This is a genomic window from Desulfomicrobium apsheronum, from assembly GCF_900114115.1.
Taxonomy (GTDB): domain Bacteria; phylum Desulfobacterota; class Desulfovibrionia; order Desulfovibrionales; family Desulfomicrobiaceae; genus Desulfomicrobium; species Desulfomicrobium apsheronum.
Map to the genome: position 1 here is coordinate 15,299 of NZ_FORX01000023.1, position 14,688 is coordinate 29,986.

The window sequence follows — 14,688 nt, forward strand, 5'->3', positions numbered from 1 at the left end:
TCTCCTAGTGCGCCCCGCCGTAGAGCAGCGGCTTGAAGTTGAATGATTTGACCCGTTCCTCATTGTGGCAGCCCACGCAGTCTTCCATGGTCAATTTACCCTTGATCAGTTCCGCGTCCCCACCGCTCTCGGCATGATCATTCCCCGGGCCATGGCAGACTTCGCATCCGGCATCAGCCAGATGCGGCGTCTTTTCGTAGCTGACGAACCCACCAGGCTTGCCGAACCCCGTGGCATGGCATCCGTAGCAGGTTGCAAGTTCGGCTTCGCTAAGGTCCGAAGCCATGATCTTCACGGATTTGTCCGAGTGAGCTTTCTTGGCGTACCTAGTGAAATTTTCATAATGTTCTTCATGACAGTCCCTGCATGCGGCTGTGCCTACATACGAGTTTTCCGCCATGGCGGAAAACGGCCACAATAGGCACGCCAGCAAAAAAGCATGCCATACATTGAGCACGACTCGTCCTTCCATTCCCCCCTCCTTGGACGGATACAATCAGAGCGACCACGGTCTTGCATAGCGAATCACCATGCCGATTTTTCTTACATATATTTAAAATTTTACATGAAAAAACAAATAACGTCAACAGCTTGCCTGCGAATTTGCAATCGCACCTCTGTTTTGTCATATAACTTCAGCGCTTTTTGCTTCCATGGAAAAAACAAGAATTTTACCAGTGACATACAATTACGCATGGTTAATTCCACAGGCTTTCGCATTTGAATACTTGTATGACAGGTCAAAGGAATCACGCTTAAAATAATCGACTCGCATGGTCCCGTCCGAGTCCATGTCTTTTTCATCTGGATTTACCTCGCCTGAAAACTAATTCATGGACCAACACTGAGTACCTTTCAAAGCCAAAACCCCCCGCCGCAAACGCAACGAGGGGTTTTGATCATGAAAGCGGCCCAGCCGAAATGATGACGGCCGGACTTCTGACGCAACCGGAGTCACGTCCTGGAGACCGAATCCAGCCAGGACGACAAGTTGTCGATCTGATTTCTCACGGATCCAGGCCCCGTTCCTCCCGGAACATGCCGCCGGGCCACCGCGTTCCCGTAATCTAGGACCGCGAAGACATCGTCATCGATATCCGAGGAAAAGCGCTGCAGTTGGGCAAGGTCCAAATCCTCGAGCCCTACTCCCTGTTCCTCCGCATAGGCCACGGCCGCACCGGTGATATGGTGCGCCTGCCGGAATGGCACGCCCTTGGCCGCCAGATAATCGGCAAGTTCGGTGGCGTTCAGAAATCCGGCCTTCAAGGCCAGCTGCATGCGCTCGCGGTTGAAACCGAGCTCGGTGAGCATCCCGGCCATGATGGCAAGGGACGGCGCAACCGTATCGTGCGTGTCCAGAAAGGGCTCCTTGTCTTCCTGCATGTCCCGGTTGTAGGCCATGGGCAGACCCTTCATGATGGTCAGAAGAGCCATGAGATCTCCATAGACCCGGCCGGTCTTGCCGCGCATGAGCTCAGCCACGTCCGGATTCTTCTTCTGGGGCATGATGGACGAACCCGTGGAATAGGCGTCCGGCAGCCGCACAAAGCCGAACCGGGGATTGGCCCAGATGATGATCTCTTCGCACAGGCGCGAGAGGTGCATCATGATCAGGCTGCCGCAGAACGTGGCTTCGAGCACAAAGTCACGGTCCGAGACGGCGTCCATGCTGTTGGCGAACGTCCCGCCAAGACCCAGGGTCGAGGCGACCTGCCCCGGATCAAGGGGATGGGTCGTCCCGGCCAGGGCCGCGGCGCCCAGAGGCGAAATCCTGGTCCGGGCCAGGGCATCGCGAACCCGGTCGTGGTCGCGGCGAAACATCTGGGCGTAGGCCAGAAGATGCTGAGCCAGACTGACGGGCTGAGCGGGCTGAAAATGGGTGCACCCCGGCAGAAGCGCATCCTGATGCTCCCCGGCCCGCGCGGTCAGCACTCCGATCAGATCGCGCAGGTTCGCGGCCCATTCATCAAGACACGCGGCGACAAAAAGCCGGAAATCAAGAGCCACCTGATCGTTACGCGAACGCCCCGTGTGCAGCTTCTGGCCCGGAGTGCCGACGATCTCGGTCAGGCGCTGCTCGATGTTCATGTGCACATCTTCGAGATCCTGCCGCCAGACGAAGGTTCCGTCCGCGATCTCGCCCCGGATCTGCTCCAAGCCCTGATGGATGGCATCGCATTCGGCCTGGCTGATGATACCCTGGCTGGCCAGCATGGAGGCATGTGCCTTGGAACCGTCGATGTCCTGGGCATGCAGGCGCGAATCAAAATCCACGGAGCAGGTATAGCGCTCGACCAGAGGGGCGGTGTCGCCGGAAAAGCGGCCGCCCCACAATTTCTTTTCCTTCTGCGTCGAAGTCATGGCCTAGCCCTTGATCTTGTTCAGAAAAGGCTGACGGGCCTGCAGGCGAAGGCCGTGCAGCTTGATGAATCCGGCTGCGTCGGCCTGATTGTACACCTCATCCTTCTCAAAAGTGGCCAGCTCCGGATTGTAAAGAGAATACGGAGACTTGCGCCCAAGCGGATAGACCCCGCCCTTGTAGAGCTTCAGGCGCACGGTGCCGGTCACGGTCTCCTGAGCCTTGTCCATGAAGGCCTGAAGCGCCTCGCGTTCGGGCGCGAACCAGTAGCCGTTGTAGACCATCTCGGCGTAGCGCGGAATGAGCGTGTCCCGCAGGTGCAAAAGCTCACGGTCCATGCACACCCCTTCAAGATCGCGGTGGGCGCGCTGCAGGATGGCTCCGCCCGGAGTCTCGTAGACGCCGCGCGACTTCATGCCCACGAAGCGGTTCTCGACCATGTCCAGACGGCCGACGCCGTGACGACCACCCAGCTCGTTCAAGGCCGCGAGCATTTTCGCGGGGGTCAGGGCCTGGCCGTTCAAGGCCACGGGATTGCCCTGCTCGAAGTCCAGCGTGATGATTTCGGGCGTATCCGGCGCGTCCTCGGGATTGACGCTCATCTGATAGGTGCCGGGCCCGGGCTCGGACCACGGATCTTCCAATTCTCCGCCCTCAAAGCTCAGATGCAGCAGATTGCGGTCGCAGGAGTAGGGTTTTTCCCGGGTCACGGGCACGGAGATGCCGTTCTCCTCGCAGAAGGCGAGCAGATCGGTACGCGAGTTGAGATCCCATTCACGCCAGGGCGCGATGGTTTTGAGCTGCGGGGCCAAGGCCAGGGTCGAAAGCTCAAAGCGAACCTGGTCGTTGCCCTTGCCAGTGGCGCCGTGGGCCACGGCCTGGGCGCCTTCCGCCAGCGCGATCTCGACCATGCGCTTGGCGATGAGCGGACGGGCGATGGATGTACCGAGCAGGTATCCGCCCTCATAGACCGCGTTGGCCCGAAACATGGGGAAAACATAATCAGCCACGAACTCTTCCTGCAGATCCACGACATAGGCCTTGGTCGCGCCGGTGGAAAGAGCCTTGTCCTCCAGGCCGTCCAGCTCCTCGCCCTGCCCCAGATCTGCGGTCATGGTGATGACTTCGCATTCGTAGGTTTTCTTGATCCATTTCAGGATGGCCGAGGTATCGAGGCCGCCCGAGTACGCCAATACGACTTTTTCTATCTTGCTCATGAAAGTGCTCCGTTATGCGAGGCGGCAATGCCGCATTAGCTGTATATCCATTCCAGGATGGCCTTCTGCATGTGCAGACGGTTTTCGGCCTGATCAAAAACGATGGACTGCGATCCTTCGAAGACCGACTCGCTGATCTCCTCGCCACGGTGGGCGGGCAGGCAGTGCAGCACCTTGGCATTCGGATCGGCCAGAGCGAGCAGTTCTTCGTCGAGCTGGTATCCGGCAAAGGCCTTTTCGCGCTTCTTCTGCTCCGCTTCCTGCCCCATGGAGGCCCACACGTCAGTGTTGACGAAATGGGACCCGGCGATGGCCGCCTTCGGATCATCGGTCACATAGACCTTGGCGCCCATTTTCAGCGCCCGCTCCAGCACCGCCGTGTTCGGGGTGTATCCCTCGGGACAGGCGATATTGAGCTGGAATCCGAAATACACGCTGGCGTTGATCCAGGAATTGGCCATGTTGTTTCCATCCCCGATCCAGGAGATGACCAGATCCTTGAGGTTCGTGGTCCGCTCATAAATGGTGAGCATGTCGCTCATGATCTGACAGGGATGAAACATGTCCGTCAAAGCGTTGACCACGGGGATGCTGCCGTAACGAGCCAGATCATCGACATTCTTCTGGGCGAAAGTGCGCACGACCATGCCCTGCACATAGCGGGAGAGCACGCGAGCCGTGTCTTTCAGGGGTTCACTGCGGCCCAGTTGGGAATCGGCGGGGGTCATGAAGATCGTATCGCCGCCCAGATGACGGATGCCGACCTCGAAAGACACGCGCGTACGGGTGGAGGCCTTCTCGAAAATCATGGCCAAAGTCTTTCCCGCGAGCAGGTCGGAACGGTAATCCCCGTCCTTCATTTCCTTGGCCCGCAGCACCAGATCCATGGCCTCGGTGGCCATCAGATTATTAATCGACAGAAAATGCTTCATGATATCACCCGATCATCCGGTGGGCCGGTTTATGTGTTACGCCATGTTCGCAAAAAAGATGATTTCTACAGACCTTCTCCCCGGTTTGTAAAGAGCATGGTAACAACCCGGAATAAAGCAAAAAAGCCAGCGCGAGGACACTGGCTTTCGTAACGGGCGGGAGGATGGGCTTATTCTTGCGCGGCGTGGCGTGCAAACCCCGCAGCCATACTCCGGGACAAGGTGCGCATGACCGCATAGGTCGGGTCTTCGGGCAGGCGACGCGAGCTTCGGAACAGGGCGAAGTCCTTGTCCGGCGTGCTCTCCATGGTGGCGGCCTGAGCCGCAGACCAGATCAGCCCGCCGTCCGGCACCCAGTGAATTTCAACCGTCGCACCGATGGAGGTCCGTCCCGTGCGCGAGCCCTCGAAAAACTGGGACACGTTGCCGCTGACCAAAATATTGGCGCCCTTGGCCCTGGCCTGCGCCATGGCCTCATCAATACCCGGCCATGGCCTGGAAGAATCGTATTCCATGACCTCAAAGACCCCGCGCGCAAGCCACGCGAGCCGGAAGATGTCCGCCATCTCCCTGCCCACGTCCTTGCGCACGGCAATGTCCTGACGCAGGGCAAAAGGCAGAATGAGGGCCCGCAGGCCCGTTTCGGGAAGGGACCGTGGCGTCACCGCCTCGACCAGCTCGCTCAATACAACCGGGGCGTCGTCGTGGTAGCGGATTTCGCTCAAACTCACATCGACCGGTGAATACGCGCACCCGCAACACAAGAGCACGAACAACATGCAAAATTTCATGACAGCATCTCCTTGGCAGGCGTTTTCAAGCAAGATAGATACCAAGCGCTACATAAACCGCTGCAGGAGAACACCGTGACCACCCCCCGCGAATCCACCCCCTTGCGCTATCGCCTGACCCACCAGGAGAGCCTGCTTGGCGTGGCCTACTTCAGCCCCGCCCCCGCCGAATCCCTGACTCTGGAAGAGTGCCTGGAGCATGTCCGCCGCACGCCCAACGACGAGTTCATGCGCGCCCACGTCCGCCCGCTCCTGGCCGCCCTCGACGCGCACAGCCTGGACGCCCTGCACGCGGACGCCGATCCCGTCGTCCAAAGCCTCGTTCTGGAAACCGCGCTGCTGACTCCGGCTCACTCGGAACTGTGGGCGCGGCTACGCGTCCAGGCAGAGGCAGCGGCGGAGCTGACTCCCCAGATATTTCTAAGGAGCGTATCCCTGCCGGACCATGATCTCCATGCCCGCGCAAGCCTGCTGCTGGCCGCGAACATTTTCGAGCACCAGCCCCTGCCAGGCGATATGGGCGCCCTGCCGCTCACGGCGGCCCCGGATTCCGACGCGGCCGACCCGGCCATGCTCAAGTCCGCCCTTGATCCCCTGCCCCCCTGTCCCAGACGCCCGGCCCGGCAGACATACGCGCTGGCCATGGAGCGGCTCTACGGACTGGGCATCCTCGACGGGCCGGAGATGCGCCACCACGCATCCCTGTCCCCATGGGGGCTGCTGCGCCGCTGGAAACTGGACCGCGTGACAAGCAGCGGCCGCTTCAACCACCGCCTGGACGGACTCATGACCAGCTACGGCCGGGGGCTTTGCCTTGAAGACGCGCAGGCCTCCCTGGCCATGGAGATCGTGGAACGCTACAGCTCCTTCGCCGACATCCGGGGCCTGCGCATCTCGGGCAGCGGCGATGAAGGCGAAATTCGCGTGGCGACCTGCCGCGAGCTTGGCGACATGGCGCTGGACCCGAACAGCATGCGTCTTGAAGTGTCCTACGCGGGCCAACCCCTGCACTGGATGACCGCCCACGACAAAAACGGACAGGCCCGACTCGTTCCGGTCCAGTCCGTATATCTGTTCACCAATCTGGATGAGATCCGCCTCTTCAGCGGACTGGGCTCCACGGGCCTGGCCTCGGGCAACACTCCGGAAGAGGCCAAGGTCAGCGGGTTGCTTGAAGTCGTGGAGCGCGATGCCGAGGCGGTCAGCGTGTTCGACCCGGCGCGGTGTTTCCGGGTGCAAAGCGGGGATGAGGAGATAAACCGATTGCTTGCGCAGTACCGCGCGCAGGGCATTGATCCCGTTTTTCAGGATCTGACCACGGATCTTGGCGTGCCCTGCTACAAATGTTTTGTGCAGCTGCGGGAAGGAGGACTGGTCAAGGCCACGGGGGCATCCCTGTCGGGCATGCGTGCGGCGCTCTCGGCCCTGACCGAGACCCCGTTCCCCTTTCCCGGCAAGGAGGCCTCGGCACAGGGGCCGGACGGCCTGCCCGTGCGCATGCTCGAAGATCTGCCGGATCATTCGACGGGTTCGGCAGCGGGCGACCTGGCCCTGCTCGAAGCGATCCTGGAAGCCCGGGGCCATTCGCCGCTCTATGCCGATCTAACCAAGCGGGAGCTGCGCCTGCCGGTCTTTCGCGCCATCGTGCCGGGTCTTGAGATCGTCTCGGATTTCGACCGCTTCACACGCATAAGCCCAAGGCTGTGGAGGGATGTGCTCAGACTGAAGGGAAGAGGCGCCTGAAGGATTCATCCGCATCGAGCCGGACCGAGGCCACGGCCAACTCCGTCAGCGCGTCCATTTCCTGACCGTGGTCGTGGCCCATGAGATGCAGCAGGCCGTGAGCCAGCAAGCGCACGGTATATTCGTGGGTGTCCTGATTGTAGAGCCAGGATTCCCGGGCCAGGGTCTCGGCGGAAAGCACCAGATCCCCCAGCCAGTCATCCTCGCCGCCGGGGAAGCTGAGCACGTTGGTCGGCCCCAGGCAGCCCATGAACCGCTCGTTCAGTTCGGCCATTTCCAGGTCATCGACAATGCGCAGGGAGACCTGCCATTCGTCGAGTCCAAAAGTCGCGGCCAATCCCTCGAAAATCTCCATGAGCTCCGGCCCCGACAGGGGAAAGCGGGGATCAACCGGCACGGCCTGATCCAGATGCAGCATCAGCCCTCCCGCACCGGCGTGGCCCGGCGGCCCTTGCCGCGCCCGACCTGTCCGGACGTATCGCCATCGCGTGTCTGCGAGGCCTGCGTGATCTGCCGATGCCGGTCATAGGCGCGGACAATCCGTCCCACCAGCGGATGGCGGATGACGTCCGCCTCGGTGAAATGAACCATGGCGATGCCCTGCACATCCTTCAGCACATCCATGGCCTGCACCAGGCCCGATCCGATATGACCGGGCAGGTCGATCTGGGTGATGTCGCCGGTGACCACGGCCCGCGATCCGTAGCCAAGGCGGGTCAGAAACATCTTCATCTGCTCGGGGGAGGTATTCTGGGCCTCGTCGAGGATGACGAAGGCGTTGTTCAGGGTGCGCCCGCGCATGAAGGCCAGGGGCGCGATCTCGATGGCTCCGGTGCCGATCATTTCCTGCACCTTGGCGTAATCGAGCATGTCGTGCAGCGCGTCATAGAGCGGTCGCAGATACGGATTTATCTTCTCCACCAGATCGCCGGGCAGGAATCCGAGCTTTTCGCCCGCCTCCACGGCCGGTCGGGTCAGGATCAGGCGCTTGACCTTTTTCTGCAGAAACAGGGACACGCCCACGGCCACGGCCAGATAGGTCTTGCCCGTCCCGGCCGGGCCTATGCCAAGGGTCAGATCCAGCTCGCGCAGGGCGTGCAGGTACTCGCGCTGGGTCACGGTCTTGGGGCAGACGGTCTTGCGGGATGAAACCGCGAAAAGCGCTTCCTGGTAATAGCTCTTGAGCGGGGTGGACGGATCGCGCAGCATGATGCGCAGACTCTGCTCTATGTCGCGCTCGAAAAGCTGGTGTCCGCCGCGCACCAGATCATAAATCTGGGCGAAATACCGGCAGACCAGACCGACCATGAGCGGATCTTCGCCAAAGATCGAGAGCGCGTTGCCCCGACTCTCGACGCGCACGCCCGTCATTGTGGCCACGGTGTCCAGATAGGCATTGCCGGGGCCAAAGACTTCGCGGGCAAAGTCCGCGTTTTCAAAGGATATTTCCTGAATTTCCATATGATTCCATACTCTGGGTGAATTGTTCAAAAATCCGTACCCGCCTGCGGCTCCATTTGCAAATCTCTCTGGAGTCCCGTAGAAGCTGACACTTGAACATGTAGGATTTCCAGCAACACCAAGCATCAGCTCCAGGCCCGTCTGCGGCCATAAAAATATGAGTACAAAGAATAGAGAAGAAACCAGCCAACTGCCGGCCGTCAGGCAGGAAACGCAACTTGCTTTTCAGGAAGCAAAAAGCATGGTGAGGAAAGCTTTCGTGACCGCAATCAAGACCAATCTCGCATTCTTGGCCTGTTCGGGCATGTATGCCTACCGATCCGGGCAACGCTTCTGGGAGCAAAAGGGCAGCTCCTGGTGGGCCAAATCCCGGGCCTTTTCCAAGACCGCCTACCTTGCCCTGCAGGAAGACGCCTTCGGGTCCGACATTGTCATCGAGACCCTGGATATCGACCGCGTCCTGGAAGAGGGCAAACCCACACTTTCCATACCGTCCACTCCCGAAGCCGTGGACGACCTGGTCCACAGAAAAAAATCCTAGCCGTCCATTTAAAGGTTTCAAACGGCCAGGCTGCTGAAAAAACCGGAGAGATGCGCGGATCAAAAAATCCAGACCCGAAGCGTACGTGCGCCCGCATGGGTAGCGCTGCATACGTGAGGGCCTGGATTTTTCGTGGTAGCGAGGCAGATTGCCGTTTTTTTTTGGCAGCCTGCTAGCCGCCAATGGCCGTCATGGTCCTGTCGCAGACCTGATTGTGCTCGCGCTCCTGCAGCAGACGGTAGCCCATCGGCTTTTCCGCGTTGGCTCGGGCAAAGAGGTCAAGCATGTCCTGCATGGTGTGCCCCGGATCGCGCAGGATGGAACGCACGTCATATTCCCGGTCTGAAAAAAGGCAGGTGCGCAGCTTGCCGTCGGAGGTGACCCGAAAACGGTTGCAGCTCTCGCAGAAATGATTGCTGACCGCCGAAATGACCCCGATTCGCCCGGACCCGCCGGAAATACCGTACATCCGCGCAGGGCCGCTGTTGCGGGATGCTACGAGCACCTCCTCAAGCGGCACCAGCTTCTCCACCTTGGAGATGATTTCCTCGGCGGGCCAGTAATTGTCGCGGCTCCAGCGCGACTGATAACCGATGGGCATGAACTCGATAAAGCGCACGTCCACTCCGTTGTCACGGGCGAAATCCACGAACCCGGGCAGCTCGTCATCGTTGATCCCCTTCAAGGCGACCACATTGACCTTGACCCGCAGACCACCCTTCAGACAGGCGTCGATGCCCGCCCGGACCTGATCGTAGGCGTCGATCTTGGTGATTTCCTCGAATTTTTTGCGCTGCAGGGTATCAAGAGAAATATTCAGGCAGGAGATGCCCGCCTCGCGCAATTCGTCCACGCGATCCGCGAGCAGGGTCCCGTTGGTAGTGATGCGCAGATCCAGGTCGGGATACTTGACATGCAGACGCCCAACGAAAGGAATGAAATCCTTGCGGGCGAAGGGTTCACCTCCGGTCAGCCGGACCTTCTCCACTCCGGCCTGTCTGGCCACGTCCACCAGTTCGGCCATCTCCTCGAAAGACAGAATCTGTTCATGCGGTATGAAAGTCCATTCATCCTGGGGCCTGCAATACAGACAACGCAGATTGCAACGGTCCGTGATGCTGAGTCTCAGGTAACTGACTTTTCTGCCGTGGGAATCGATCAACATGGGTATACCTCGCGCAAATGGTGTGGCCGTCAGTAGTATGTCCGGCAAGGCATTATGTAAAGTCAGCGTTGCCCTTCGAGGCGAAGGTTTTCTTCCAGGGCGGGATCAATGGCCGGACGGACCGTGCGCAAAACCTTGTCCACCCCGACCATGCCAAGGGCCGCGCCTTTTATGGGCCGCACATCCTTGACCAGGCACAGGAGCACCTCGCCCCGATCGGCCATTTTCAGATGACTGACCAGGGCCGCCAGGGCCGCCGCTTCCTGGATGGTCCGCTCGGGCACTTCCTGGGCCGGAAAGTCGCGCTTGACGATGACGTGCGCCCCGGGGCCGTCCTGGGCGTGCAGCCAGTAATCAAAAGGACTGGCGGCCTGGGTCAGAAGCTGGTGATTGGCCTGGGCGCTGCGGCCGCGCACAATGAGGAAGCCGTCGGAGGAGCGGTAGGCCTGGACCTTGATCTTGCGGTACTTGGCGGGAAGCACGACAGGCGCGGGAGCTTTTGCGCCGCGCTCCGGCTCGGATTCGGCCGGCGGCATGCCCTGACGGGCAGCATCCAGCTCCCGCTGGAGGGCCAGGGCGCGGGCAGCGACAATGCCGAGCCCCCGTTCGCCCTTGGCGGCGCGCATGAAAAAGCGCTCCATGTTTTCCCGCACCGTCAAGCCCGGATCAAAGCGCACCTCCACCTCTTCGCCCTCTTCATCCTCAAGGCGCAGCACGGCCAGGCGGACATTCCGGTCCAGACTGTGCAGATGAGCCTGTAGCAGCAGGCCTTCGCGACGCTTTTCGACCATGCCCTGCAAGCGCTTTTGATCATCCTGCACCCGCTCAAGGGCGCGCCGGATGCGGCGAATGTTGCGGGCCACGGCGCTGTCGGCACCGGCATGAACCCGCTCCAGCCCTGCCAGCGTCTGGCCGTGGGCCATCTGCGCGGCCTCCAGGGCGCTGCCGCAGGCCCCTCCGTCTCGCAAGGGCCAGAGCCGTACCTGGGGGCGTCCCTGATGATCAAGGCCGTGATAAAAAGTGGATACTGCGCCAGCCTTCAGATTCATCAGCAACGATTCGGCCTCGGCCAGGGGAACCGAACGCAGATGATGGCGCAAGGGCGGGGTCAGGTGGGGAAGTTCCCTCCACAGCCCTTCCTCGCTTTTGATTCGCTCAAGCTCCGGCCAGACCGGCTCGCTCCCGAATCCGGGCGGCAACGCGTCCGTCAGCAGCGGATTCGCGGTCAGATCGAGGATGAGCCATTTGCCTTCGCCCGGTGACAGCTCAAGGGCCAACCGCCGAAGCGGCCAGTCCGAAACGAGCCCCAGGACGCGACGTCCTTTGAGGCGTTTGCGCAGCCACATGGCGCGCCCTGAAGGATTATGGGGATTTTCGGGCTTGTGAGGACTCAGGTAGAGAAACGGAGTGGGCTTGGCCGTGCACAGCACAAGATACCCGGCCCGGCCAAGATCCAGGGTCCAGGTTTCGGGCAGAGGCGCAAAAACCTTCTCTACACGCATGCCGACGATGCGCTCGGCCAATTCCCTGGCCACAAAACAAAAAACACTGGCATCCATGAATTCACCCTAAAAAAAAGCGCGTCCCGCAAACGGCACGCGCTTCAATGAACATTGAGCCTGTCGCAGCCCTAGTCACCGCGCAAACGCTCTTCCTCTTCCCTGCGGCTCTTGCATTCGATGCACAAGGTGGTCATCGGACGGGCTTTTAAGCGGGGAATTCCGATTTCCTCGTCGCAATCCTCGCAAACGCCGAAAGTGCCGTCTTCGATACGATCCAGGGCTTCGTTGATTTTCTTGATCAGCTTGCGGTCCCGGTCACGTAAACGCAGAGTGAACGTCCGGTCGGACTCGGCTGAAGCTCTGTCGGCAGGATCGGAATAGTATTCCACGTTGTCCGACATTTCTTCGATGGTCGCCTCACCCTGCCGCTGGATATCGTCAATCATCTGAGTCAAATATTCTTTGAAGAACTCAAGGTCTTTGGCTTCCATGATAATTCCTCCTGCACGCCTGTTAACTTAGGGAGAGTGTTTCTATTCACTGAAAAGCAAAAAGTAAAGCCCTTGACCGCCAGCAAGCCTCCCCAAGGCACTTTCACATGACCCGTTGCTGTTGACTCCCATTTATTGCATGAAATCGAAAGATTATCGAGACCCGAAAGCCGTGCTTCCTTGAAAATATTTTTCCGGAGGGTCTTCAGAACGGATCAGGTACCGCGACATCGGAAAAACGCCCGGACTCCAATTCCCAATCATGACGCGACCGGACACGTACCACATCACCCTGCCGGTTTGAACCTGATTTCCGGCTCTCCCCCCCAGACCTGCACGCATTCCCAATTATTTTTACAGGCGTGTCCGGAGCAAAGGAAAAAAAACTGCTTTTTTTAATTGACAGCCAGCACCGCCCTTTATAAACACGTTTCCTCGTTGAGCGGGAGTAACTCAGTGGTAGAGTGCAACCTTGCCAAGGTTGAAGTCGCGAGTTCAAATCTCGTTTCCCGCTCCAGATTTTCCGCCCCGTACCTGACCGGCCTTTCCTTTCAGCCTGACCGCCACGCAAAAAATGCTTGCCTCATGACGGTCTTCTGATTAGGACAGCCTCACTTCGAATGCGGGAGTAACTCAGTGGTAGAGTGCAACCTTGCCAAGGTTGAAGTCGCGAGTTCAAATCTCGTTTCCCGCTCCACAAAAATCAAAAGACCGGTTTATCCGGTCTTTTTTTTTCGCCACGGCAGATCATGCCTCGCAAGCTCCGTACTTTGCCGCTCCATCAACCTCTCCGGGCAAGCGACGATCCTGACGCCCTCAGCGCTTTCCACCAAAGAGCGAACCCAACACTCCGCGCAGTATCTCACGACCAAGCTGGGTCCCGATGGTCCGTACCGTGCTCTTGACCAGAGCCTCGGCCACGCCCTGCCTGCGACCCGATCCCGAAAACCAGCCGCTGTCCGCCCCTTTGGCTTTGGCCTGTGTCTCGGCCTGTCTGACCTCTTCCGCCCGGGCCATGGACTCGTGCGCCCTGACCTGCAAAAGCTCGAAAGCCGATTCCCGGTCCACGGCCGCATCGTAACGCCCCTTCAGCGGAGAGCGGGACAGTATGGTGGCCCGTTCCTGTTCCGTCAGCGGGCCGATGCGCGAATGGGGCGGACGGATAAGAATCCGCTCGACCATGCGTGGCCTGCCTTTTTCATCCAGTGCGGAAACAAGGGCCTCGCCAGTGCCGAGACTGACAATGGCCTCGCCGGTATCGAAGGCGGGATTGGCCCGAAAGCTCTCGGCCACGGCCCGCACTGCCTTTTGTTCCCGTGGCGTATAGGCTCGCAGGGCGTGCTGGATCTTGAGGCCAAGCTGCCCCAGGATCTGATCCGGGACATCCGCCGGGCTCTGGGTGATGAAATAAATGCCCACGCCCTTGGATCGGATCAGGCGGACGACCTGCTCGATCTTGTCCACCAGGGCCTTTGGAGCATTGTCGAAAAGCAGATGGGCCTCATCGAAAAAAAAGACCATGACGGGCTTGTCCGGGTTGCCGACCTCCGGCAACTGCTCGAAAAGTTCGGCCAGAAGCCAGAGCAGAAAAGTGGCGTAGATCTTCGGCGAGCGGGACATGAGACTTGAGGCGTCAAGTATGGAGATGACGCCGTTGCCCGAAAAATCGACATGCATGAGGTCACCAAGGTTCACCGCCGGTTCGCCGAAAAAGATGTCCCCGCCCTGCTCCTCCAGCACCAGCAACTGCCGCTGCAATGCGCCCACGCTGGCGGCGCTGATGTTGCCGTAGGTCCCACGCAGATCCGCCGCGTTTTTGGCCATGAATTCCAGCATGGCCCGCAGGTCCTTTAAATCAAGAAGCAAAAGGCCCTGCTCGTCGGCGATGCGAAAACAGGCGTACAGAATTCCGCTTTGCGTCTCGTTCACACCCAGCAAAGAAGAAAGAAGCAGCGGTCCCATCTCGGAGATGGTGCTGCGCAGGGGATGACCGCTTTTGCCAAAGACATCCCAGAAAACAACGGGACAGCCCTGAAAGGAAAAGCCTTGCGCGGGCATGGCGGCCAGGCGCTCGTCGATCTTCGGATGAGACGTGCCCGCCACCGCGACGCCAGAAAGATCGCCCTTTATATCGGCCGCAAAGACCGGAACCCCCATCCGAGCATAGCTCTCCGCCAGCACCTGCAGCGTGACGGTCTTGCCCGTGCCGGTGGCCCCTGTCACCAGACCGTGACGGTTGCCCATGACTCCAAGCTGATAAAAACCCTGCCCGCCTGCCCCGCCAAGCAAAAAATCATTTGCGCTCATGGCCCCTCCTTGAAGAGTGTACCGCCGTGTGATTACTCCCCACACGCATATCAAAGCGGGTGCCAAAAACAAAGGCCATTGACTTGCTCCAAAAGCCTCGTCACAACAACCCTCGAAACGTTGTTCATCGCGCCCAGGCACCGCTCCGCGCGCGATGACCCTTGAAAGCAACCCCAACC

13 protein-coding genes and 2 tRNA genes are annotated in these 14,688 nt (G+C 59.8%); 4 read left to right on the forward strand and 11 right to left on the reverse strand.

Annotated elements, in window-relative coordinates:
• Positions 1-4: 4 nt before the first annotated feature.
• From BMZ40_RS17060 to BMZ40_RS17080, 5 genes are all read right to left on the reverse strand, one after another.
• The gene (locus BMZ40_RS17060; RefSeq protein ID WP_092378758.1) at positions 5-472 is read right to left on the reverse strand and encodes a cytochrome c family protein; all 468 of its coding nucleotides are present in this window, start codon (positions 470-472) and stop codon (positions 5-7) included.
• A 482-nt stretch (positions 473-954) separates the two neighbouring features.
• Positions 955-2,361 carry an argininosuccinate lyase gene (argH, locus tag BMZ40_RS17065; protein WP_092378760.1) on the reverse strand — a complete coding sequence of 469 codons (1,407 nt, stop codon included), beginning with the start codon at positions 2,359-2,361 and terminating at the stop codon, positions 955-957.
• A gap of 3 nt (positions 2,362-2,364) precedes the next feature.
• Positions 2,365-3,576, reverse strand: a complete 1,212-nt coding sequence (locus BMZ40_RS17070) for an argininosuccinate synthase (protein WP_092378762.1) — start codon at positions 3,574-3,576, stop codon at positions 2,365-2,367.
• Positions 3,577-3,611: 35 nt separating this feature from the next.
• Positions 3,612-4,511 carry an ornithine carbamoyltransferase gene (gene argF / locus BMZ40_RS17075; protein ID WP_425429372.1) on the reverse strand — a complete coding sequence of 300 codons (900 nt, stop codon included), beginning with the start codon at positions 4,509-4,511 and terminating at the stop codon, positions 3,612-3,614.
• 167 nt (positions 4,512-4,678) lie between these two features.
• Positions 4,679-5,299, reverse strand: coding sequence for a hypothetical protein (locus BMZ40_RS17080; RefSeq protein WP_092378766.1), 621 nt, complete (start codon positions 5,297-5,299; stop codon positions 4,679-4,681).
• Positions 5,300-5,374: 75 nt separating this feature from the next.
• Between BMZ40_RS17080 and BMZ40_RS17085 the strand changes: the two genes are divergently transcribed.
• Positions 5,375-7,042 carry a YcaO-like family protein gene (locus tag BMZ40_RS17085; protein ID WP_092378768.1) on the forward strand — a complete coding sequence of 556 codons (1,668 nt, stop codon included), beginning with the start codon at positions 5,375-5,377 and terminating at the stop codon, positions 7,040-7,042.
• On the opposite strand, the gene ybeY is transcribed toward BMZ40_RS17085, so the two are convergent.
• Positions 7,017-7,460 carry an rRNA maturation RNase YbeY gene (gene ybeY, locus BMZ40_RS17090; protein WP_092378770.1) on the reverse strand — a complete coding sequence of 148 codons (444 nt, stop codon included), beginning with the start codon at positions 7,458-7,460 and terminating at the stop codon, positions 7,017-7,019. The genes BMZ40_RS17085 and ybeY overlap by 26 nt on opposite strands.
• Complete coding sequence (locus BMZ40_RS17095; RefSeq protein WP_092378773.1) at positions 7,460-8,503, reverse strand: PhoH family protein; 1,044 nt, start codon at positions 8,501-8,503, stop codon at positions 7,460-7,462. The genes ybeY and BMZ40_RS17095 overlap by 1 nt, the downstream gene beginning before the upstream one ends.
• Before the next feature lie 259 nt (positions 8,504-8,762).
• Between BMZ40_RS17095 and BMZ40_RS17100 the strand changes: the two genes are divergently transcribed.
• Positions 8,763-9,044 (forward strand): hypothetical protein, encoded by a 282-nt coding sequence (locus BMZ40_RS17100; protein ID WP_143075684.1) that lies wholly within the window; start codon positions 8,763-8,765, stop codon positions 9,042-9,044.
• Between the two features lie 172 nt (positions 9,045-9,216).
• Here the strand turns inward: BMZ40_RS17100 and moaA are convergent, their stop codons facing one another.
• The 3 genes from moaA to dksA all read right to left on the reverse strand — a co-directional run bounded on the left by moaA (position 9,217) and on the right by dksA (position 12,202).
• Positions 9,217-10,209 (reverse strand): GTP 3',8-cyclase MoaA, encoded by a 993-nt coding sequence (moaA, locus tag BMZ40_RS17105; RefSeq protein ID WP_092378776.1) that lies wholly within the window; start codon positions 10,207-10,209, stop codon positions 9,217-9,219.
• A 62-nt stretch (positions 10,210-10,271) separates the two neighbouring features.
• Positions 10,272-11,768 (reverse strand): NFACT RNA binding domain-containing protein, encoded by a 1,497-nt coding sequence (locus BMZ40_RS17110; RefSeq protein ID WP_092378778.1) that lies wholly within the window; start codon positions 11,766-11,768, stop codon positions 10,272-10,274.
• Positions 11,769-11,839: 71 nt separating this feature from the next.
• Positions 11,840-12,202, reverse strand: coding sequence for an RNA polymerase-binding protein DksA (gene dksA, locus BMZ40_RS17115; RefSeq protein ID WP_092193488.1), 363 nt, complete (start codon positions 12,200-12,202; stop codon positions 11,840-11,842).
• Between the two features lie 442 nt (positions 12,203-12,644).
• On the opposite strand from dksA, the gene BMZ40_RS17120 reads away from it, so the two are divergent.
• Positions 12,645-12,719, forward strand: a tRNA-Gly gene (locus tag BMZ40_RS17120).
• Positions 12,720-12,824: 105 nt separating this feature from the next.
• Positions 12,825-12,899: transfer RNA gene (locus BMZ40_RS17125), tRNA-Gly, on the forward strand.
• Positions 12,900-13,018: 119 nt separating this feature from the next.
• Here BMZ40_RS17125 and BMZ40_RS17130 read toward each other — a convergent pair.
• Complete coding sequence (locus tag BMZ40_RS17130; RefSeq protein ID WP_092378781.1) at positions 13,019-14,509, reverse strand: helicase HerA-like domain-containing protein; 1,491 nt, start codon at positions 14,507-14,509, stop codon at positions 13,019-13,021.
• Positions 14,510-14,688: the final 179 nt, after the last annotated feature.